Origin of the sequence: Pseudomonas sp. Z1-14, from assembly GCF_051132005.1 — a bacterium.
GTDB lineage: Bacteria > Pseudomonadota > Gammaproteobacteria > Pseudomonadales > Pseudomonadaceae > Aquipseudomonas.
In genome coordinates this window covers 1,545,618-1,567,739 of the sequence record NZ_CP071646.1, presented here as the reverse complement: position 1 = coordinate 1,567,739, position 22,122 = coordinate 1,545,618, and the positions used below count along the sequence as shown (strand labels likewise).

Sequence of the window (22,122 nt, the reverse complement as noted above, 5' to 3'; positions counted from 1 at the left end):
CGAGCAGGCTCGCTCCCACAGGGGTAATCAACGAATCCCGGCCAGCAGCACCCGGGCCGTCTCCTTGAGCGGCTCGTCGCCCTCTTCCACCAGTTCCTCCAGCAGCGTAATAGCGCTCTTGAGGTCTCCCTCATCGATACGATTCTGGGCTTCTTCGAGCTTTTCGGAATGCTGCGAGGGTTGCGCCTCAAAGGACACCGGTTCGAGCGACAGGGAGTCGAATTCCGGTTCGGCGGTCAGCGGCTCCAGCTCCAGCGACTGCTCTTCGTCGGCAAACCCGTCGAGAAAATCATCGTCCAACGACTCGGTTTCCAGAGGCGCGCCCCATTGCAGGTCGGGCTCATCGAACCCCGAGAGCGACAAGGTGCCGGTTTCGAAGGTTTCCAGGGGTTTCGGTTCAGCGGCTGCCTGCGGGGTGTCGGTCAGGTCCCAGCTGTTCTCCATGGACAAGCTATCGAGCTTCAGTTCGAATTCGTCGCTGGGGGGACTGGGCGGTTCGGGCTCTGGGATGCGTGCCAGGGGTTCTGTCGGCGCAGGCGCATCAAGCGGCGTATCACGCGGCGTATCAAGGGAGGTCTCAACGGCCGCGGTAACCATGGAGATCCTCGGGTAGCGCCCGCGGACTTCTTCCAGCGCCTGGCGATCGATACCCTGGGCCAGCAGGTGGTTCTCCTGGGCCTGGAAACCGATGACATCGCCCTGCTTGCCCAGCACGTCGAGCAACTTGAGGCCCAGGTCGGTACGCTCCGGCTCCGCCAGCAACGCGGCGCGCAACAAGCCCGCCGCTTCGGTGAAGCGGCCATAGGTCAGGTAGATTCCCACCCCTTCGAGCACATCGCCGAGAGGCGCATCGCCGTTGTTGAACGACGCGGCGACTTCAGGGCGTTCGGCGTCCGATTGCCCGTAGGTTTCGGGTTCGTCATCGTCCAGGATCAATTCGCGAGGCTCGGACATCGGCTGCGGATCCGCCAGATCCTGCTGTTGCCGACGGCGAAGAATCAACAACACGACGAGCAACCCCAGCAGCCCCACCAGCCCCGCCACCCACACCCAATCGATGCCCTCTGCCTCGTCGGCCGGCGCCGCCTCGACCACCGGAGTGGGCTCGACGTTTACCGCTGGCGCCGCTGTCGCGGCAACGGCATCCGGCGGCTCCTGGGCCAGTTGCGCCTGCAACTCGCTGATCTGCTGGCGCTGGCCGGCGATTTCCGCGTCCTGGGCCTGAAGCCGAGCTTGAAGTTCGTCGATGGTTTTCTGTTGTTGCTGGTTTTGCAGCACCGAGGCGGCGAGTTGCTCGGCATTGCTGTCGGGGGCGACAGAGGCCGGCGTTGAAGGGGTTGCGGCGGGAGGCGGCAATATGGCCGAGTCGGGCAGCAACAGGCGCTGACCGATGGAAAGCCGCTCGCTGCCAGGGTTCAGCGCCTGGATGCCCTGCATGAGCTCATTGACAGAGGCATTGCTGCCGGCGTCATGCAGGCGTTTGGCGATGATCCAGGGGTTGTCGCCCTGCACGACGGTGTAGCGCTTGCCTTGTGTGGCCGGTGGCGGCTTGATCGCGGGTGTCGCTTCGGCCGCAGCGGAAGGCTCGTCCATAGCCGGCACAATCCCTGGCGTGCCCGGCGGATCGATCAGCACGGTGTATTCGCGCAGCACCCGGCCGTTAGGCTGGTTGAGCTGTACCAGGAAATTGAGGAAGGGTTCTTCCACCGGCTTGCTGGAAGTCACCCGGATGAAGCTGCGCTCGCCGCGCAACACCGGCGTGAAACGCAGGCTGTTGAGAAAAAATACCCGCTCCACCCCGGCGCGACTGAAATCGTCCGGACTCGCCAGGCTGGCCGACAAATCCCCCTCGCCCAGGCCGGCCGCATCGACCAAAGCAATATCGGCGCGCAACGGCTGGTTCAGCGCGGAATGAAGCGTGATCTCACCCAGCCCCAGCGCCGACGCCAGGGCCGGAAAGCCCAGGGCACCCACGACTATCAACACGTTGACCCAGTTGCGCAACGTGGACTGCAGACTTTCAAGCATGGGCATCCCTTTCGATTACCAGAACCAACCTCGGCGCAAACGCTTCCATTAGGAGCGCTTACTACTGGTTATAGTTCGCTAACCGGCGAATCTCAAAAAGCTGGTGTCAGGGATGTGCCTCAGGATTTTTCCAGGTTGGCCAGGATTCTGCCGTGAACCCGCATGCACACCCGCATATCCTCTTCGTCAACGCCTTCAAACAACTCCCGACGCAGCTGCGTGGCAATGGTTTCGATCTGTTCAATCAGCGGCAAGGCCGGCGCGCAGAGCACGATTTTCTTGGCGCGGCGGTCCTCGGCCACGGCCTGGCGCTGCACCAGTCCCTGGGTTTCCAGGCTATCGAGCAAGCGGGCCAGGGTCGGGCCTTCAACGGCGACGCTCTGGGCCAGCTCACGCTGGGTCGGCGCCTGTTCAAAGCGGGCCAGGTGCAGCAGCACCAGCCAACGCGCCTGGGACAGGCCCAGCCCGGCGAGGCGACGGTCCAGCTCGGCTCGCCAGCCCCGGGACATTTGCGCCAACTGCATGCCAAAGCGGTGTTGATCGGTTAGAGGCATAAAAAACTCATCAGAATCTAAATAGAGAAATACTAATTATTAGTCAGCTAAGCATGAGCTTCGGATTCAAGCAAGGCTGGCACTGTAGTGAATCGTTAAAGGAGCGTAACCATTTGATCAGACTTCAAATTCCGATTGCAGTGCAGCCCTGACGCAATACAGGACGCCTTCCGGAACGCGGCCTGCAAACAGCGCGGCAACGTCAGATACCGCGGGCAATTCACCCTCGCCGTCGAGAAACGCGTCCTGGATTTCGCCCATCAGTTCTTCGGGCAAATCCAGCGCCTGCTCCAAGGAAAGCTGCTGCTGGCCGATCGCCTCGGCCAGCATCGTGTAGACATTCTTTTCCGAACACTGCAGTTGCCCGGCGATCTGTAGCGGGGTCATGCCGGCACGAGCCAGCGTGATGAGTTCGTGGCGTACATCGGCCACGGCTTTCGGCGCTTCGGCTTCGCCGCCGAGCACCTGCAGGAAAGCCTCGCCGTAACGCTCCAGCTTGCGCGCACCAACGCCACTGACCCGGGCCATTTCCGCCAGGGAAGTCGGTTGGCTGCGGAGCATTTCCAGCAAAGTCGAATCGGGGAAAATGACATAGGGCGGCACGCCATGCTCCTCCGCCAGCTTGCGCCGCAAGGCGCGCAAGGCCTCCCACTGATCGCGCTCCTCGCCACGCACCAGTTGGCTGGCCTGGCTCTTGCTGCTCTTGATCGCTGTTGCGGGCTTGAGGTCGCGGCGCAGTTCCAGGCTGACCTCGCCTTTGAGCAAGGGCCGGCAGGTCGCGCTCAGGCGCAGGCCGCCATAACCTTCCAGGTCGATGTCCGCCAGGCCGCGCGCCACCAGTTGCCGAAACAGCGAGCGCCATTCGCTCTCGGCGCGGGCCTTGCCCACGCCGAACACCGAAAGGTGCTGGTGGCCAAAACTGCGGACCTTCTCGTTGTCCTTGCCCAGCATTACATCCACCAGATGCCCCACGCCATAGCGCTGGCCGGTGCGATAGATGGCCGACAGCGCCTGGCGGGCCGGCTCGGTGGCGTCCCAGGTCTCCACGCCATCGACGCAGTTGTCGCAGTGCCCGCAAGGCTCGGGCATGTCTTCATCGAAATAGGCCAGCAAGGTCTGGCGGCGGCAACGGGTTTCCTCGCAAAGCGACAGCATCGCGTCGAGTTTGTGCTGTTCCAGGCGTTTGTGGCGCTCATCGCCCTCGGAGTTCTGCAGCATCTGCTTGAGCATCACCACGTCCTGCAGGCCGTAGGCCATCCAGGCATCGGCCGGCAAACCGTCACGACCGGCACGGCCGGTTTCCTGGTAATAGGCCTCCAGGGACTTGGGCAGATCCAAATGCGCGACGAACCGTACGTTGGGCTTGTCGATACCCATGCCGAACGCCACGGTGGCGACCATGATCAGGCCTTCCTCGTTGAGAAAGCGCTTCTGGTGATAGGCCCGCAGATCGTTGGGCAGGCCGGCATGGTAGGGCAATGCCGGAAAACCTTGCTCGCTGAGGAACGCCGCCACCTCCTCGACTTTCTTGCGCGACAGGCAATAGACGATACCCGCGTCGCTGCGGCGCTCGGCGAGGAACGCCAGCAATTGCTTGCGCGGCTGTTCCTTGGGCACGATGCGGTAGAAAATGTTCGGGCGGTCGAAGCTGGAGAGGAACCGCTCGGCGTTCTGCAGGTGCAGGCGCTCGACGATTTCTTCGCGGGTACGTTTGTCGGCGGTGGCGGTCAGGGCGATGCGCGGCACGTCGGGAAACAGCTCGGCCAATTGCCCCAATTGCAGATATTCACGACGGAAGTCATGGCCCCATTGGGATACGCAGTGGGCTTCGTCGATGGCAAACAGGGCGATTTCCAGGCTCTGGAGAAAAGCCAGCATGCGCGGCTGCACGAGACGTTCAGGCGCCAGGTAAAGCATTTTCACTTCACCGCGCTTGATGCGTTCCGCCAGGTCCCGCTGCTGCTCGGCGCTCAGCGTGGAGTTCAACGCGGCGGCGGCCACGCCCAGTTCTTCGAGGGTCGCGACCTGGTCGTCCATCAAGGCGATCAGCGGCGACACCACCACCGCGAGGCCGTTGCGCAGCAGCGCGGGTACCTGGAAGCACAAGGACTTGCCGCCGCCGGTAGGCATGAGCACCAAGGCATCGCCACCGCTGGCCACGCGCTCAATGATGGCACCCTGGCGGCCACGAAAACTGTCGTAGCCGAAGATGTCCTTGAGGACGCGTTGAGCCTGTTCGAGCATAAAAACTCCAAAAATCACCGAAACATCCCTGCAAGGCTGGTCCAGAAACACAAACGCTGCACCAGCGAATCGTAAGTGCACGTTTCGAACCGCCGGGATGCCGCAGGGCATCACAAAACGCGGCAGTATACCCGAGGGCTTCGTTGCGAAGGGGGTTGCTGACAGGAGGTTTCAGGGCAAATGCCGGACAAGCCCCACCCCGTGGCGAGGGAGCTTGCTCCCGCTGGGTGGCGAAGCCGCCCCAAAAAAACAGGGCCGCTGCGCGACCCAGCGGGAGCAAGCTCCCTCGCCACAGGGACTCTGTAGGCTCGAGACCAGGTGATGCATGACCGGCAAGAAAGCAAATCCACCACGCGGCTGGCCTGAGCGCTCAAGAAAGCCTAGAATTCCCGCATTGTTTATTCCCCAAGGTAGCCTGTAATGTCCTTCGCTGAGCAACTGACCCGCCTGCAAGTCTTCCTCGACGCCGATGAGCTGCACGAAGAAGCGCTGGATTACGTGGCCGCTCATGGCTACCTGACCGCCCTGTCGATCTGCTCCGAGCAGGTGCCGGAGCGTGAATGGATCGACGCCCTGTTCGCCGAAGAACCGCACTACAGCGACGAAGCCCAACGCGCCGAAATCGAAGCGACGCTGGTCGGCCTCAAGGCTCACATCGCCCGCCAACTGGCTTCCGATGAAGAATTCGAGCTGCCGTGCGAGCTGGACCTGGGCGACGATCCGGACGATTCGGAACTGCGCGGCTGGTGCATCGGCTTCATGGAGGGTGTGTTCCTGCGCGAAGCGGCCTGGTTCGAAACCGCCGAAGAGGAAGTCAGCGAAATGCTGTTGCCGATCATGGTCGGTTCCGGCCTGTTCGACGAGCAACCGGAGTTCTCCGACATTGCCGCCGACGCGAACCTGATGGACGACATGATCGTGCAAATCCCCGAAGCGCTGACCGCCTTGTACCTGCTGTGCAACGCCCCGGACGAGAAACCGGCGATCCTCAAGCCGCGCCACCACTGAGTCAGCGGGTGCCTGCGCCCCTCGGCAATCGCCCGCTGATCCTGCGCTACGCTCTGCTCGCCATCGGCTGGCTGAGCGTGGTGCTGGGCGTCATCGGCATCTTTATTCCCGTCCTTCCCACCACCCCCTTCCTGTTATTGGCCGCGGCCTGCTTCGCCCGCAGTTCGCCACGCTTCTACCGCTGGCTGGTGGAGCATCCGCGCCTCGGCCCCTGGATCGGCGACTACCTCAGCGGCAACGGCATCCCGCTCAAGGGCAAGGTCTACGCTATCGGGTTGATGTGGGCGAGCATCCTGCTGTCGTGCTACCTGGTGCCCCTGCCATGGGCGCGGGTGTTCATGCTGACCAGCGCGGTGCTGGTGACGGTGTATATCCTCAGGCAGAAGACGCTACGCAAACCTGATTGAACGCCCTTGTGGCGAGGGAGCTTGCTCCCGCTGGGAGGCGAAGCCGCCCTGAAATCAGCTGATGCGATTCCCCAGGCAGACCGCGCCTGCCGATTTTACGACTGCTGCGCAGCCGAGCGGGAGCAAGCTCCCTCGCCACGACAGCTGTGTCTTCAGGCATGCCTGGGTCCGGGAAAATTTTGCGCGGGCCAAAATGAAAAACCCGCCATCTCCAGAGCAGAGATGGCGGGTTTTGTCGTTTCAGCTCATCTCACACTGTGTCGACCTTCAACGAATGGTCGTTCAGCATGCCGTTGATGATGGTCGCGGTATCCGCGCCGCCGATCATCCCGCCCGCGCCCGGCGTGACGCCGTAGTGACTGGCGAGGTTGACGCCGGCCAGGTCGATGGTCTGGTTCGGCGTGGCGCCGGCGGTGCTGCTGACGTCGATGCTGGTGATCAACGAGGCTCCACTGCCGGTCACGCTGAAGTGCAGATAGTCATCAAGCGACGCCGCGCTGCCGTTCTCGCCCAGCAGCAGTTGCGACAGGTCGAGTTTGTCGAGGCCCGGGGTGAAATCCGTGATGACGTCGTGACCGCTGTTGCCCGCTTGCCATTGGAACGTGTCGGCGCCGTTGCCACCGGTGAGGGTGTTGTTGCCCAGGCCGCCGATCAGCAGGTCATCGCCGTCACCGCCGTTGAGCACGTCATGGCCGAGGCCGCCGTCGATGCGATTGCTCAGGCTGTCGCCGGTCAGGTGGTCGTTGAAGTTCGAGCCGACCAGGTTCTCGATGCCAGCCAGGGTGTCGGTGCCGGCCCCCAGGGTGTTCTGTCCGGCCAGCAGGCCGAGATTTACCGTGACGCCGCCGGTGGCATGGGCATAACTGGCGGTGTCGTTGCCAGTGCCGCCGTCGAGCAGGTCGTTACCGGTACTGCTGTAGAGCAAGTCATCGCCAGCCCCGCCATGCAAGGTGTTGTTGCCCGCGCCGGTGCTGAGGATGTCGTTGCCGTCGCCGGCGTTGAGCACGTTGTTGCCATTGCCGGCCAGCAGTACATCGTCGCCCGTGGTCCCCGTCAGGGTGTGGCCCGCCTGATAGCTGATGCCCACCCCGGCGGAGTCACTGCCGCCGTGGTTGTCGCTGGCAGTGTAGCTGCCGTGATAATCGGGTGCAGTGTCCTGGGCACCGGCGTAGTTGACGGTCAGGGTCAGTTGGTAATTTTCCGAGGCATTGGCGTTGCCATTGCCGGGGTTGGGAATGTTGGTGACGTGGATCTGATAATTGCCATCCGCCGCCGCGGTGAACGAGGCGCCGTCGTTGATTGCGATGAAGGGGCCGCCGTTAAGCGAATATTCCATGGCGATGCGACCGGCCGTGAGATTGTGATCCAGGGTCAGGGTTTCGCCTTGCTTGAGGCTGATGTTGAGCCGGTCTTCATCGTTGGCGTTGTTGTTCGACACCGCTCCCAGCGCCCCGCTGACCACCAGCACTGCGGTCATGCTCGCGGTGTTGGCGACGAAGGCACTGCGGTTGAGGCTGATCGACTGGGCGTTGTTGCCAGTGAAACTGGCGGTACCGGTGCTGCCGGTGAAATCCGCGCCCCTGGCCACCCAACCGGTGTTAAAACTGGTCGGCGATGCGGAGAGCGGGTCGCCGTTGGCGTCGCTGTCATTGCCCAGCAGCAGTTCACCCGGAACCACGATGTTGCCCGAGAGCACGTTGGTGATGACGTTGTCATCGACCGCCACGGGCGCACTGTTGGGTTGGACCTTGATCACCAGGTTGGAGCCCGCCAGGTCACCATCGTTATCGCTGAGGGTGTAGCCGATGTTCTCGGTGATCAAAGTGCTGGTGGTGGTCTGGGAGGTGTAGCTGAACGCGCCGGTATCAAGATTCACCACGAGCATGCCGTCATGCCCGGTGGCGATGCTGACGGTGTTGGTCGCGGTGTTGAAGGTGCCGTGGTTGGCCCCGCCGCTGACGGCCAGCGCGCCCTGGCCACCGTTGGCATCGGGGTTGTAGCTGTAGGTCGTGCCGTCCACCACCAGGCTTTTGATAAACCCGCCGTCGGCACCGAACGAGCCGCCTTCGCCAAACAGGCTGCCGGTAACCGGCACACCTTGCACCGTGCCGGAAAGCACCGAATTGAGCTGGTTCAAGTCAGTCACCACCACCGCGTTGGTGTTGGTGTGGGTGCTGCCGTCGTAGGCCAGAGGGTCAAGATTGACGTTTCTGGCGCCGCTGCCCAGGCCGACGGCGTAATTCTTGATGCTGTTGGCGTCGAGGAAGGCCTTCCACGCGGCCTCGTCCGCCGGGCCGATGTCGCCCTTGGTCGGCTTGCCGTCGGAGAAAAAATAGCCAATGTTCTGGGCGCCGGTCAGTTGCCCCGGTGTTGCGAACGCCGTCTTGGCCATCTCCACGGCCGCATCGTAATTGGTGTCACCGTCCGCCTTCAGCGCGGCGATCAGTGTCTTGGCGGTTGCCACGTCCACCCACACGGCACTCTGGCCGGTGGCGCTGCCGCTGAAGGTCACAAGCTGGACTTTCACGTCGCCCATGTCGTCGTATTTGTCGAGCAAGGCGCTGATCGCCTGTTTGGCCAGGTCCATTCGCGAGAGGCCCGGCACACCGGAATCGTCTTTCATGCTGCCGGACACGTCGAGCACGATCAGCAGGTTCGAATCGATCTCCACCGCCGTGACCGAACGCTCGGACGCGACAGCCTTGGGCACATCGTCGACGATACTCACCACCAGGTTGCCGGTGGTGCTGTTGCCCAGGGAATCGGTGGCCTGATAGGTGAAGCTTTCGGTCAATACGTTCGGGCCATTGTTGGCATGCGGCGTGGTATTCGCCGGCGAGGTCAGCGTATAGGTGTAAGAGCCGTCGGCATTGAGCAGCAACTGGCCGTGGGCGCCATTGGCGTCTCCCACCAAGGCAAATGTCACGGCGCCGGTTGCACCGCTGACCGAACCGACCAAGGTGCCGGTGGCGGTTTCGCCGGTGCTGCCCGGCTCGCTGCCGGTGGCGGTGCCGGGGGCCAGGTCCTGGCCATCCTGTTTCAGGTCCAGGGCTTTTTCGTAAACGGTGACGTCATGATCGGTTTCAGCCACCAGGCAACTGTTGTGCACGTCGATGGTGATGGTCGTGGTGCTTTCATCCCCATCGGCGTCGCGCACGGTGTAGGTGAATACATCGGTGGCACCCGGTACGCCAACGGAGTCCGGATTGCTGTGATAGACCGCGTTGCCATTGGCATCCAGGGTCAGGTAGCCGTAGGTGCCGTTGATCTGGCTGTTCAGGCCGCCGTTGGCCGGGCTTGACGTATCGTTGCCGGACCGCACGCCGATCACCACGCCACCATCGGCGCCGAGCACGTCGTTATCCAGCACGTTGCCGCTGACCGTCCCGCCCTCCACCACCGCGGCGGTATCACAATGCGCCTTGGGCACGTCGTCAACAATGTTGATGACGATGGTGCTGGTGACGCTGTTGCCGAGGGAGTCCGTAGCTTGATACGTGAAGCTTTCGCTCAACACGTTCGGACCATCATTGGCGGCGGGCGTTGTCGTGGCGGGCGACGTCAGGGTGTAGGTGTACGAACCGTCCGGGTTGAGCAACAGTTGTCCATGGGCGCCAGTGGCATTGCCGATCAGGGCGAAGGTGACGGCGCCGACGGCACCGGTCACCGAGCCGACAAGGCTGCCGCTCGCGGTTTCACTGCTGGCATTCGGCGCACTGCCGGTGACGGTGCCGGGGGCCAGATCCTGGCCATCCTGGTTGAGATCCAGGGCTTTTTCATAGACGCGGATTTCCTGGTCAGGGGTTGCGGCCAGGCAGCTGTTGTAGACGTCAATGGTGATGGTCGTGGTGCTCTCGTCGCCATCGGCGTCGCGCACGGTATAGGTGAACACATCGGTGGCGCCCGGTGCGCTGACGGCATTCGGGTTGCTGTGGTAGACCGCGTTGCCGTTGGCGTCCAGGGTCAGGTAGCCGTAGGTGCCATTGATCTGGCTGTTGAGGCCGCCTACGGCGGAGGTCGATGTATCGCTGCCGGCGCGTACGCCGATCACTGCGCCGCTGGCGGCAGGCCCGTCGGCGCCGCCCTCGTCGTTGTTCAGCACGTTGCCGCTGACCGTCGCGCCCTCTTCCACCGAGGCGGAGTCGGCGTGGGCCTTGGGCAAGTCATCGACAATGTTCACGTCCAGGTTGCCGGTGGCCGTGGTGCCGTTGTCATCGGTGACCACCACGCTGAACTGCTCGCCCAGGCTGTTCGCGCCGTTGGCATTTGGATGCGCTTCGTTGTCGAGCAAGGTGTAGCTGTAGCTGACCACGCCCGTGGCGGCGTTGAAGCCGGTGACGGTCAAGGTGTTGCCCAACGCGGTGGTGATCGATTGCGGGAAACCGGCGGCGACGCCACCGCTGACCACAGTGATACCGCCGACGCTCAGGGTCTGCACGCCGTCCAGCGCGGTGATGGTGAACGTGCCGCTCTGGGCCAGCGCCGAGGCGTCCGGGTTGCTGCCGTCGCCGAGGTTTTTCTCCTGCACCGTGAGCTCGCCGCCCTCGGTGTCGAGGCCGTTGATGATCACCGGGTCGTCGTTGTTGTGCACTTGCAGCACCAGGTTGGCGATGCTGGTATCGCCGTCGGCGTCGGTCAGGGTGTAGGTGAAGGTTTCGCTGCCGTTGCCGCCGCCGTGCAGGCCTTTGAAATCGGTGTCGCCAGGGTTGAGCGTGTAGGTGTAGGAGCCGTCCGCGTTGAGCACCAGCGTGCCGTAGGTACCGGTGAAAGTGCCGGGAGTAATCGGCCCGGACGCCACCTGATCGGCGCCTTGGCTGTCGTTGGGCAGCACGCTGCCGGTCAGGGTCAGGTTGTTTTCCGAGGCGATCCCGGCGTTGCTGTCGTCGATGGCTTGAGGCACGTCATCGACAATGTTCACGTCCAGGTTGCCGGTGGCCGTGGTGCCGTTGTCATCAGTGACCACCACGCTGAACTGCTCGCCCAGGCTGTTCGCGCCGTTGGCATTTGCATGCGCTTCGTTGTCGAGCAAGGTGTAGCTGTAGCTGACCACGCCCGTGGCGGCGTTGAAGCCGGTGACGGTCAAGGTGTTGCCCAACGCGGTGGTGATCGATTGCGGGAAACCCGCAGCGACGCCACCGCTAACCACAGTGATGCCGCCGACGCTCAGGGTCTGCACGCCGTCCAGCGCGGTGATGGTGAAAGTGCCGCTCTGGGTCAGCGCCGAGGTGTCCGGGTTGCTGCCGTCGCCGAGGTTTTTCTCCTGCACCGTGAGCTCGCCGCCCTCGGTGTCGAGGCCGTTGATGATCACCGGGTCGTCGTTGTTGTGCACTTGCAACACCAGGTTGGCAGTGCTGGTATCGCCGTCGGCGTCGGTCAGGGTGTAGGTGAAGGTTTCGCTGCCGTTGCCGCCGCCATGCAGGCCTTTGAAATCGGTGTCGCCAGGGTTGAGCGTGTAGGTGTAGGAGCCGTCGGCGTTGAGCACCAGCGTGCCGTAGGTGCCGGTGAAAGTGCCGGGAGTAATCGGCCCGGACGCCACCTGATCGGCGCCTTGGCTGTCGTTGGGCAGCACGCTGCCGGTCAGGGTCAGGTTGTTTTCCGAGGCAGTACCGGCGTTGCTGTCGTCGATGGCTTGAGGCAAGTCATCGACAATGTTCACGTCCAGGTTGCCGGTGGCCGTGGTGCCGTTGTCATCGGTGACCACCACGCTGAACTGCTCGCCCAGGCTGTTCGCGCCGTTGGCATTTGGATGCGCTTCGTTGTCGAGCAAGGTGTAGCTGTAGCTGACCACGCCCGTGGCGGCGTTGAAGCCGGTGACGGTCAAGGTGTTGCCCAACGCGGTGGTGATCGATTGCGGGAAAACCGCAGTGACGCCACCGCTGACCACAGTGATGCCGCCGACGCTCAGGGTCTGCACGCCGTCCAGCGCGGTGATCGTGAAAGTGCCGCTCTGGGTCAGCGCCGAGGCGTCCGGGTTGCTGCCGTCGCCGAGGTTTTTCTCCTGCACCGTCAGCTCGCCGCCCTCGGTGTCGAGGCCGTTGATGATCACCGGGTCATCGTTGTTGTGCACTTGCAGCACCAGGTTGGCGGTGCTGGTGTCGCCGTCGGCGTCGGTCAGGGTGTAGGTGAAGGTTTCGGTGCCGTTGCCGCCGCCGTGCAACGCAACGAATTGCGGGTCGCTGGTATTCAGGGTGTAGGTGTACGTACCGTTGGGGTTGAGCACCAGCGTGCCGTAGGTACCGGTGAACGTGCCGCCGATGATCGGCCCGCTGTCGGGGCCGGTGGGTATGCGATCAGCGCCCTGGTCATCGTTGGGCAACACGTTGCCAGTGAGGGTGACGAGGGTCTCCGATGCGCTGCTGGCGTGGCTGTCGTCCACGGCTTGAGGCACGTCGTCGGTGATGTTGACGTCCAGGGTTCCGTTGGCCGTATCGCCGTCGTTATCGACGGCCACGACCGGGAATTGCTCGCTGATGGTGTTGGCACCACCGCCCGCCGGATGGGTTTCGTTGTCGGTCAGGGTATAGGTGTAGCTCACCACGCCAGCGGCCGGGTCATAGCCGGTGATGGTCAGCGTGTTGCCCAGCGCCGAGGTGACGGACTGCGGGAAACCTGAAGCCACGCCGCCAACGATCACGCTGATACCGCCGATGCTCAGGCTGTTCAAGCCGTCGGGGGCGGAAATGCTGAAGGTGCCGCTTTGCACCAGCGCACCAGGATTGCTGGCGGTACCGTCGGCAAGGTTGGCCTCGTTGGTGCTCAGCTCTCCGCCGTCCACGGTCACGCCATCAAGGGTGACGGGGTTGTCCGGCGTTTCAGGAATGACCGGCGGCACGGTTCCATCGCCATCATCGCCATCGTTGGCGTCCGGATCAGCCGCCAGCTCCAGTTGTGGAAACTCGGGAATCCCGTTGAACCCGGCGGTTGGGAAGCCAATCAGAGGATCAACCTCCCCGGCTACCTCCTCCAGCAGCACAAAGCTGTGCCCACCGCCCACTCCGCCCGGGTTGCCGCCCTCGGCGCCCGCCGCCGTGGCCTCGCCCGTCTGGGTCGGGTCGGCGCCGGCGGCGATGGCTTGCTGCAATTGCTGCACATCGGTCAGTTGCGCATTACTTGGCACTGGCGCTTCGGGCGTGTCGACAGGCGCTGCCTGGTTGGCGAGTAGCTGCGGGGTCAGGGTCAGGTCACTTTCGCGGCCCAGGGTCAGTTCCCGGCCGTTCTGCAACTGCACCGCTACCGCCCCCTCAGTGCCGGTGATCAGGTGCTCACCGGCGTACAACCGATCACCTTCGATCAACGGGCGCCGCAGCCCACCGGCGGCCTCTGCGAAAACCTGCCCTACGACCTTGCTGACGGTACCGATGAGCGCTGCCATGTGCATTTCCTCCGTTGCCAACCGTAGTCGGCACCTGTGCTGGGTGAAGAAGCGAGACTCAGGCTGGCCGTCAGAATCTGGAAAATCTGCCAGCTTTCGCGAGATCGGAAGGTAGCGGATTTTCGCCACAACGACAAAAAACCGTCACGTATACCGCCTCACTTTTAAATCTTTTTGCCCTTCTTCACATCGTTTCGAAATTTATCTGGAACTTTTTATTGACGTCTGTAATCCGTCAAGAGCCTTAAATACAAAGGCTTTCCCGTTGAACAATGTGCCGGTTTTTTCCGAGCTCATAAGTTTTTTTTGGAATAAGTATTATGAGAAATTCTTCTTAGGCTTTTCCTGGAATGTTCTTAGCTGTGTTGTTACAAGGTTGAAACGGTTTTGATCTTTTACACGTCAATATTCTGGCGACAACGAAGCACAACAGACCTCAGGAGATGCATCCCATGCGCGTTCTTACCCCTCTCTGCAGCGCGGTTTTGCTGGCCATGGCCTGCTCTTCTCAAGCGCAGGCCCTGTCCTTGACCGAAGCGATACAGAGCACCATCGCGACCCACCCGGAACTCGCACAGCGGGTGGACAGCCGTTTGTCGGCCAATGAAGACGTCAAGGTCGCCCGGGGCGGTTTTTTCCCGTCGGTGGATTTGAACGCCGGCTACGGTCGGGGCTACAGCGACAACACCAACACCCGGGCGCTGGGCAACCATCACACCAATATCCTCACCTACACCCAGTCGGAGCTGCGCCTGCGTCAGATGATCTTTGACGGGTTCAATACCGCCAACGAAGTGGAACGCACCAAGGGTGTGGTCAACTCCCGCGCCTATTACGCCCAGGGCACCGCGCAGGACCTGGCCCTACGGACCATCGAGGTCTACCTGGAAGTACTCAAGCGTCGCGAGCTGGTAACCCTGGCCAAGAACAACCTGCAGGCGCACCTGCGCGTCAACGACCAGATCGGCCTGCGCACCGAGCGTGGGGTGGGCAGCACGGCCGACTCCGACCAGTCCAATGCCCGTCGGGCCCTGGCGGAAAACAACTACGATACCGCCCAGGTCGACCTGGCCGATGCCGAGGCGAACTTCTACAGCGTGGTCGGGCGCATGCCCGATGAGCTGGAAGCCCCGCCGTCGACCAAGGGCGAAATCCCGGTTGACCTGCGCGAAGCTCAGCAGAGCATGGTGGATAACAACCCGTACCTGAAATCGGCCCAGGCCGACATCCAGTCCGCCGAAAGCCAGTATGAAGTGGCGAAATCACCCTTCTACCCACGCTTCGATGCGGAAGCGGCGGTGGGTGCCAACAACAACCTCGGCGGAGAAGAGGGCCACGACAACAACTGGCGGCTGGGTGTGGTGATGAACTACAACCTGTTGCGCGGTGGTAGCGACAAGGCCCGGCTGGCCTCCAACGCCCACCAGATCAACCAGGCTATGGACATCCGCAACAACGCCCTGCGCCAACTCAACGAAGACACGCGCCTGGCCTGGAACGCGATGCTCAACGCCCGCAAACAGACCCCGACGGCCCGTGAGTACGCCGACACCACCGCCCGCGTGCGTGCCGCTTATCAAGACCAGTTCGGCCTCGGCCAACGGACCCTGCTCGACTTGCTCGACAGCGAAAACGAGCTGTACAACGCCAACCGTCGCTACACCGAGGTGCGCTACACCGAGGAATACTCCATGTACCGCGTGCTGGCGAATATGGGCCTGTTGTTGAGCAAACAGCGGATCGTGCTGCCGGCCGACGCGGTCGCCCAGACCGAAGTCAAGAACCAGGCACGGCTGCCGGAACTGAAGTAGTCCATGGGAGCGATCGACATGACCCGCATGGAACCGGTAATCCCCGGCGCCGACCCGCGCCTGAACTTCGATGACCCGTTGCTGGACGGCTTGTTGATCCTCTGCAAACTCCATGGCGCGACTGTCAGCCGCGCCAGCCTCAGCGCCGGGTTGCCAATGGCGCACCAACGCCTGAGCCTGGACCTGCTGCCTCGCGCAGCGGCCCGGGCCAGTCTGCAGGCGCGGCTGCTGCGTCGCGACCTGGCGGACATTTCAGCGCTCAATCTGCCGGTGATGCTGATTCTGGCCGGAGGTCGCTGCGCGATATTGCGCCGCTGGGGTGATGACGGCCAGGCGCTGATCCTGCCCAGCGAAGCCGATGGCGGCGAACAATGGGTCAGCCGCCAGGAGCTGGCCGCCGACTACAGCGGCCAGGCCTTGTTCGCCCGACCGCGCCACGAACTGGAAGATTTGCGCGCGCCGCTGGTGCCGCGAGTCGAGGCCTGGTTTCGTGACACCTTGAAATTGTCGCGCTGGCTGTACAGCGACGCGATCCTGGCGAGCTTCCTGATCAACCTGCTGGGATTGATGGTGCCGCTGTTCGTAATGCAGACCTACGACCGCGTGGTGCCGAACCAGGCCACGTCGACATTGTGGGTGCTGGCCGTCGGGCTGCTGATCGGCACCGGGTTCGAACTGGTGTTGCGGGTCGTGCGGGCTCATCTGCTGGACAGCGCCGGCAAAAAGACCGATGTGATTCTCTCCGCCACGCTGTTCGAACGCATCACCGGCATGGCGATGAAAGCCAAACCGGTGACCATCGGCGGCTTCGCCCAGAGCATCCACGACTTCCAGGGCCTGCGGGAATTTCTCACCGCCGTGACCCTGACCAGCCTGATCGACTTGCCCTTTGCCGTGCTGATGCTGGTGGTGATCGGCCTGCTTGGCGGCTGGCTGGTTGTGATACCCGTGGTGGCGTTCCCGATCACCGTGGTTTTCGCCATGATCATCCAGGCGCGCCTGCGCGACACCGTGCAGAAAAGCCTGGCCCTCGGCGCCCAGCGCCAGGCCTTGCTGATCGAAACCCTCGGCGGCCTGGAAACCCTCAAGGCCTGCAGCGCCGAAAGCGAACGCCAGCATCAGTGGGAAAGCACTCATGGCGCCCTCACCCGCCTCGACAGCCACGCCCGCAACCTTTCGGCGCTGGCAACCAATGGCACGCTGTTCCTGCAACAACTGGCCGGCATGGCAACCATCGTTGCCGGCGTCTACAGCATCATTGCCGGCAACCTCAGCGTCGGCGCACTGGTGGCGACCTACATGCTCGGCAGCCGGGTCCTCGCGCCGCTGGGCCAGATCGCCGGGCTGATCACTCGCTACCAGCAAGCCCAGCTCACCATGCGCAGCACCGATGCCTTGATGGCCCTGCCCCAGGAGCGCGACGCCAGCCAGCGTCCGCTGGAGCGCACCCAATTGCAGGGCGCCCTGGATGTCAGCGGCGTGACCTTCCACTACGACGGCCAGAGTACTCCGGCGTTGGCGAACGTCAGTTTCAGCCTCAAGCCTGGCGAGCGCGTCGGGATCATCGGCCGCAGCGGCTCGGGCAAAAGCACCCTGGCGCGCCTGGTGATGGGTTTTTATGCCCCGCAGGAAGGTCAGTTGCTGCTCGATGGCCTGGACCTGCGGCAACTGGACGTCGCCGACCTGCGTCAACAGATCGGCTACGTCGCCCACGACCTGCCTCTGCTGGCCGGCAGCCTGCGCGACAACCTCACCCTTGGCGCCCGCTACATCAGCGACGGCCGCATGCTGGAGGTGGCGGAACTCACCGGCGTGACCGAACTGGCGCGCCAGCACCCGCAAGGCTTCGATCGCCCGGTCGGCGAGCGCGGCCAGCTGCTGTCCGGCGGTCAGCGCCAGGCCGTGCTGCTGGCCCGGGCCCTGCTGCTCGACCCGCCGATCCTCTTGCTCGATGAACCCACCAGCGCCATGGACAACAGCAGCGAAGATACCTTGCGGCAAAAACTTCACGCCCATGTGCAGGGCAAGACCGTGCTGCTGGTCACCCACCGTACCTCGATGCTGAGCCTGGTGGATCGCCTGGTGGTGCTGGAAAACGGACGGGTCGTGGCGGACGGACCGAAGGACGCGGTGATCGATGCGCTGCGCAAAGGGCGGGTGGGGTCTGCGGCGGTGTAGAAGCCGACACATATCCTGTTTGGTCCGGGGAAACATGGCGAGGGAGCTTGCTCCCGCTGGGCTGTGAAACAGCCCCAAGGCCATTCACCTGGTTGTGTCAGGCAGACCGCGTCGGCAGGTTTTACGACGGCTTCGCCGCCGAGCGGGAGCAAGCTCCCTCGCCACAAAAAGCAGCACTGTGAATCTATTAATCAACGGGTACCGTCCATGCCAGCTCAAACACCTGATTCAGCCGCCCGAAGCTACTTCGGCAGTTTCAGCAAAAGCGCCGAAAGCGAGTTCATGCCGGAAACCGCCAGCGCGACATTGCAGGACTCGCCCCGGCGTTCGCGCGTGACGGTGTGGCTGGCCGCCGGGCTGATTGTCAGCGGGTTGGTCTGGGCCAAACTGGCCGTGCTGCAGGAAGTCACCACGGGCGAAGGCAAGGCGATTCCATCAAGCAAGATCCAGGTGATCCAGAACCTGGAAGGCGGCATTGTCACCGAGATTTTCGTGCGCGAAGGCCAGATGGTGAACAAGGGCGAGACCCTGCTGCGCCTGGATGACACGCGGTTCCTGTCAAACAAGGGCGAGAGCGAGGCCGATCGTTATGCCCTCACGGCCCAGGTCGAACGCCTGTCGGCCGAGGCTGAAGGGCGGCCGTTTGCGCTGTCGGCAGAGGTGACCGCCAAGGCCCCGCAAGTGGCCGAGGACGAACGTTCGTTGTATCAACAACGCCAGCGGCGCCTGGCCAGCGAGCAACGCACCCTCACCGAACAGCTGCGGCAGAAAACCCAGGAACTCGCCGAGTTTCGCTCCAAACAAGGCCAGTTCAGCTCCGCCCTGTCCTTGCTGCAGGAAGAAATGAACATGTCGGCGCCGCTGGTGCGCACCGGGGCGGTTTCACCGGTGGAAATCCTCCGGCTCAAGCGCAGCGCGGTGGAGGCGCGCGGCTCACTCAACGCCACCACCCTGGCGATCCCTCGGGCCGAGTCGGCGATCAACGAGATCAAGAGCAAGATCGACGAATCGGAGCAGTCCTTCCGCTCCGACGCGGCCAAGGAGCTCAACGAGAAACGCACTGAACTGTCGAAAATCACCGCATCGAGCATCGCCATCGATGACCGGGTGACCCGCACCACCGTGGTCTCGCCGGTGCGTGGGGTGATCAAGCAGCTCAAGGTCAACACCATTGGCGGCGTGGTCCAGCCGGGCAGCGACATGGTCGAAATCGTCCCACTGGAGGACAACCTGCTGATCGAAGCCAAGGTCCGCCCACAAGACGTGGCCTTTCTCCACCCGGGCCAGAAAGCCATGGTCAAGTTCAGCGCCTACGACTACACGATCTATGGCGGCCTGAGCGCCAAGCTCGAACTGATCGGCGCCGACACCATCACCGATGACAAGGGCAACAGCTTCTACCTGATCCAGGTGCGCACCGATAAAAACCATTTGGGCGGCGATGCCAAACCGTTGCTGATCATCCCGGGGATGGTGGCCACGGTGGACATCATTACCGGGGAGAAAAGTGTACTGGATTACCTGCTCAAGCCGGTGTTGAAGGCGCGGACCGAGGCGATGCGTGAGCGCTGAGCCGGATTCCACTCAACCCGTGGCGAGGGAGCTTGCTCCCGCTGGGTTGCGTAGCAGCCCCGAGACCATTCACCTCGTTGGGTCAGGCAGACCGCGCCAGCGGGTTTTACGACGGCTGCGCCGCCGAGCGGGAGCAAGCTCCCTCGCCACAGGGTTCTTCTAACCTCCATGGTTTTTTTGGAAGATCTCCTCCCCCATCGCCGCGATCTGCCCCTCGATCAGCGCCTCGAACGGCCTCAGCAACGGCTCGAAACTTGTCGGTGCTTCGAGGGTTTGCAGTGCCTGGACAATCGCCTCCACCGTCGACAACGCGCCCGGCCCGGGCGCCTTGCGCAAGCGGTAACGGGACACGCCGCCGTTGGCCAGGGTGACCCTCGGCAGCGCCGCCAGCAACGGGTTCAGGTGCAGCAGCTTGCGCGCCTTGCGCCAGGTGCCGTCGGGGACGACCAATAACAGCGGGTCATCGCTGGGACCGTAGGTTTGCATCGGCTGCGCATCGTCGGCGGGAAACAACAACCGCGCCTGATACCCCGGTTGATCAAGCAACCTGGGCAAATCCTCGAACACCTCGCCGACGATCAATTCGGCGTTGTTCAGGCCCAATGCCGCCAACCGCGCCGTGTTCAAGGCATGGCTCACCTCGCTGGGATGCTGCAACAGCAGAACGCGGGTGCGGCTGTCGAGACTGGGGACCAACGGGCACAGGCAATGGCTTTGCGGACGGTGGCAACGCGGACATTGAATTCTGGACATGGTCAGGCCTGGTTCAGTTGAGCTTTGAGCAGATCACGGAAGGTCTGGATCAGCGGCTCGCGGCTGCGGCCACGGCGCACGATCATCGAAAACGGCGCCTGATAACCAAAGGTCGCCGGCAGCAGCACGCGCAGATCGCCCTTGTCGACCCAGGCCTGGGCGTAGTGCTCGGGCAGATAACCGATGTAGGCACCTGACAGCACCAGAATCAGTTGCGCTTCCATACTTTCTACCGTCGCCGCGCTGTGCTTGAAGCCGTGGCGCGCCAGTTCGGCCTGGCTCCAGTAACCGCGCCCGACCATACGCTGCTGGGTAATGAGTTGTTCGGGGATGCGCCGTTCGTTGAATAACGGATGCCGGTTGCTGCAATACAACCAGTGCTGTTCGCGGTACAGCGGCATATAGACCAGCCCGCTCATGCGCGTGGAAAACGCGCCGATGGCCAGGTCCAGGCGATTGTCCTGCACGCCGAGTTGCAACTCGTAGGGGCTCATGACCGACAAGTGCAAATGCACCGCCGGGTGCTCCTGGCTGTAGGCGCCGATGGCTTCGGCGAACGGCAACGCCTTGTCGCTGACCGTCGAATCGATCACGCCCAGGTTCAGCGTACCGCGCAACTCGCCCTTGAGCGCCGCGGCGTATTGCTCGAAACCTTCGAGCTCGCCCAACAGGCGCAGGGTTTCCTGATGGAACAGCTCGCCTTTGCTGGTCAGGCTGAACCCGCCCCGCCCACGATGACAGAGCACCAGGCCCAGGGCCGATTCGAGTTGGCTCATGTAGGTGCTGATCGCCGACGTGGAAAGGTTGAGCTCGTGCTGGGCATTGGCAAACCCCTGGTGCCGGACCACGCTGACGAAAATGCGCAGCAGTTTCAGGTCGGGTAGAGCGTTGGCCATGGGGGTATCTCCAGATCACACATATACAGAGCCTGCCGTGCTTTTGTGGCGAGGGAGCTTGCTCCCGCTGGGCTGCGAAGCGGCCCCAAAACCATTCACCTTGATGTATCAGGCAGACCGCGTTGGCTGGTTCTGCGATGGCTGCGCCATCGAGCGGGAGCAAGCTCCCTCGCCACAGAGGTTAATCGTCTGCCCCAGGATTGCGCTGCTGCGGAGTCTATCGCCCCACTTACCATTAGTTTAGAAAAATCTGAACTAAGTATTTGCCACCAGCGATTCTTCACGGCGAAGGCTTTTCGCAGAATCGGCCCCTGATAAATAAAACAAACGATGAGGCCCTACCCGTGGACAAGATTCTTCACCAACCACTGGGCGGCAACGAAATGCCGCGCTTCGGCGGCATCGCCACCATGATGCGCCTGCCCCATTTGCCCACCGCCGCCGGCCTGGACGCAGCCTTTGTCGGCGTGCCACTGGACATCGGCACCTCCCTGCGCGCCGGTACCCGCTTCGGGCCCCGCGAGATCCGCGCCGAATCCGTGATGATCCGTCCCTACAACATGGCCACTGGTGCCGCGCCGTTCGACTCGCTGTCGGTGGCGGACATTGGCGACGTGGCAATCAATACCTTCAACCTGCTGGACGCGGTGCGGATCATCGAAGAGTCGTACCACAAGATCCTCGAACACAACGTCATCCCCCTGACGCTGGGCGGCGACCACACCATCACCCTGCCGATCCTGCGGGCGATCCACAAAAAGCACGGCAAGGTCGGCCTCGTGCACATCGACGCCCACGCTGATGTGAACGATCACATGTTCGGCGAGAAAATCGCCCATGGCACCACCTTCCGCCGCGCCGTGGAAGAAGGCCTGCTCGACTGCGATCGCGTGGTGCAGATCGGCCTGCGCGCCCAGGGTTATACCGCCGAAGATTTCAACTGGAGCCGTAACCAGGGCTTCCGTGTGGTCCAGGCCGAAGAATGCTGGCACAAGTCTCTGGCCCCATTGATGGCCGAAGTGCGCGAGAAAGTCGGTGGCGGCCCGGTGTACCTGAGCTTCGACATCGACGGGATCGATCCGGCCTGGGCGCCAGGCACCGGCACCCCGGAAATCGGCGGCCTGACCACCATCCAGGCGATCGAGATCGTCCGTGGCTGCCAGGGCCTCGACCTGGTCGGTTGCGATCTGGTAGAAGTTTCGCCGCCGTACGACACCACCGGCAACACCTCGCTGCTGGGCGCCAACCTGCTGTACGAGATGCTCTGCGTACTGCCCGGCGTGGTCCATCGCTGAGGCG

12 protein-coding genes are annotated in these 22,122 nt (G+C 63.0%); 6 read left to right on the top strand and 6 right to left on the bottom strand.

Translation table 11 applies throughout. The annotated features are described in order from the left end of the window. Positions 1-27 precede the first annotated feature (27 nt). The 3 genes from J3P89_RS07345 to recQ form a co-directional block, all read right to left on the bottom strand. The gene (locus J3P89_RS07345) at positions 28-2,028 is read right to left on the bottom strand and encodes a FimV/HubP family polar landmark protein (protein WP_434697146.1); all 2,001 of its coding nucleotides are present in this window, start codon (positions 2,026-2,028) and stop codon (positions 28-30) included. A gap of 119 nt (positions 2,029-2,147) precedes the next feature. After that, positions 2,148-2,582, bottom strand: coding sequence for a MarR family transcriptional regulator (locus J3P89_RS07340; RefSeq protein ID WP_305499533.1), 435 nt, complete (start codon positions 2,580-2,582; stop codon positions 2,148-2,150). 117 nt (positions 2,583-2,699) lie between these two features. After that, positions 2,700-4,826, bottom strand: a complete 2,127-nt coding sequence (recQ, locus tag J3P89_RS07335) for a DNA helicase RecQ (RefSeq protein WP_434697145.1) — start codon at positions 4,824-4,826, stop codon at positions 2,700-2,702. 420 nt (positions 4,827-5,246) lie between these two features. Here recQ and J3P89_RS07330 point away from each other — a divergent pair, with 420 nt between their 5' ends. Together J3P89_RS07330 and J3P89_RS07325 are read left to right on the top strand one after the other, a co-directional pair. Then, entirely contained in the window at positions 5,247-5,834 is a 588-nt protein-coding gene (locus J3P89_RS07330) for a UPF0149 family protein (RefSeq protein ID WP_434629155.1), read from the top strand. 8 nt (positions 5,835-5,842) lie between these two features. After that, complete coding sequence (locus J3P89_RS07325) at positions 5,843-6,241, top strand: YbaN family protein (RefSeq protein WP_434572566.1); 399 nt, start codon at positions 5,843-5,845, stop codon at positions 6,239-6,241. Between the two features lie 250 nt (positions 6,242-6,491). Here the strand turns inward: J3P89_RS07325 and J3P89_RS07320 are convergent, their stop codons facing one another. Beyond that, positions 6,492-13,613 carry a retention module-containing protein gene (locus J3P89_RS07320; protein WP_434697143.1) on the bottom strand — a complete coding sequence of 2,374 codons (7,122 nt, stop codon included), beginning with the start codon at positions 13,611-13,613 and terminating at the stop codon, positions 6,492-6,494. 452 nt (positions 13,614-14,065) lie between these two features. On the opposite strand from J3P89_RS07320, the gene J3P89_RS07315 reads away from it, so the two are divergent. The 3 genes from J3P89_RS07315 to J3P89_RS07305 all read left to right on the top strand — a co-directional run bounded on the left by J3P89_RS07315 (position 14,066) and on the right by J3P89_RS07305 (position 19,174). Further along, a complete protein-coding gene (locus J3P89_RS07315) occupies positions 14,066-15,424 on the top strand; it encodes a TolC family outer membrane protein (RefSeq protein ID WP_434697141.1) in 1,359 nt (452 codons plus the stop codon). Between the two features lie 18 nt (positions 15,425-15,442). Further along, complete coding sequence (locus J3P89_RS07310) at positions 15,443-17,602, top strand: type I secretion system permease/ATPase (RefSeq protein ID WP_434697139.1); 2,160 nt, start codon at positions 15,443-15,445, stop codon at positions 17,600-17,602. 207 nt (positions 17,603-17,809) lie between these two features. Then, positions 17,810-19,174 (top strand): HlyD family type I secretion periplasmic adaptor subunit, encoded by a 1,365-nt coding sequence (locus tag J3P89_RS07305; protein ID WP_434697137.1) that lies wholly within the window; start codon positions 17,810-17,812, stop codon positions 19,172-19,174. Between the two features lie 159 nt (positions 19,175-19,333). On the opposite strand, the gene J3P89_RS07300 is transcribed toward J3P89_RS07305, so the two are convergent. Continuing rightward, positions 19,334-19,927, bottom strand: a complete 594-nt coding sequence (locus J3P89_RS07300) for a tRNA-uridine aminocarboxypropyltransferase (protein WP_434697135.1) — start codon at positions 19,925-19,927, stop codon at positions 19,334-19,336. A 2-nt stretch (positions 19,928-19,929) separates the two neighbouring features. Further along, positions 19,930-20,823: a LysR family transcriptional regulator gene (locus tag J3P89_RS07295; protein WP_434572557.1), complete on the bottom strand. Its 894-nt coding sequence runs from the start codon at positions 20,821-20,823 to the stop codon at positions 19,930-19,932. Positions 20,824-21,167: 344 nt separating this feature from the next. Between J3P89_RS07295 and speB the strand changes: the two genes are divergently transcribed. After that, entirely contained in the window at positions 21,168-22,118 is a 951-nt protein-coding gene (gene speB, locus J3P89_RS07290; protein ID WP_045155351.1) for an agmatinase, read from the top strand. Positions 22,119-22,122: the final 4 nt, after the last annotated feature.

Bases quoted from the DNA above. Each gene is read 5' to 3' on its own strand.
- J3P89_RS07345 (WP_434697146.1), bottom strand. From the start codon at position 2,028: ATGCTTGAAAGTCTGCAGTCCACGTTGCGCAACTGGGTCAACGTGTTG.
- J3P89_RS07340 (WP_305499533.1), bottom strand. From the start codon at position 2,582: ATGCCTCTAACCGATCAACACCGCTTTGGCATGCAGTTGGCGCAAATG.
- recQ (WP_434697145.1), bottom strand. From the start codon at position 4,826: ATGCTCGAACAGGCTCAACGCGTCCTCAAGGACATCTTCGGCTACGAC.
- J3P89_RS07330 (WP_434629155.1), top strand. From the start codon at position 5,247: ATGTCCTTCGCTGAGCAACTGACCCGCCTGCAAGTCTTCCTCGACGCC.
- J3P89_RS07320 (WP_434697143.1), bottom strand. From the start codon at position 13,613: ATGGCAGCGCTCATCGGTACCGTCAGCAAGGTCGTAGGGCAGGTTTTC.
- J3P89_RS07315 (WP_434697141.1), top strand. From the start codon at position 14,066: ATGCGCGTTCTTACCCCTCTCTGCAGCGCGGTTTTGCTGGCCATGGCC.
- J3P89_RS07310 (WP_434697139.1), top strand. From the start codon at position 15,443: ATGACCCGCATGGAACCGGTAATCCCCGGCGCCGACCCGCGCCTGAAC.
- J3P89_RS07305 (WP_434697137.1), top strand. From the start codon at position 17,810: ATGCCAGCTCAAACACCTGATTCAGCCGCCCGAAGCTACTTCGGCAGT.
- J3P89_RS07300 (WP_434697135.1), bottom strand. From the start codon at position 19,927: ATGTCCAGAATTCAATGTCCGCGTTGCCACCGTCCGCAAAGCCATTGC.
- J3P89_RS07295 (WP_434572557.1), bottom strand. From the start codon at position 20,823: ATGGCCAACGCTCTACCCGACCTGAAACTGCTGCGCATTTTCGTCAGC.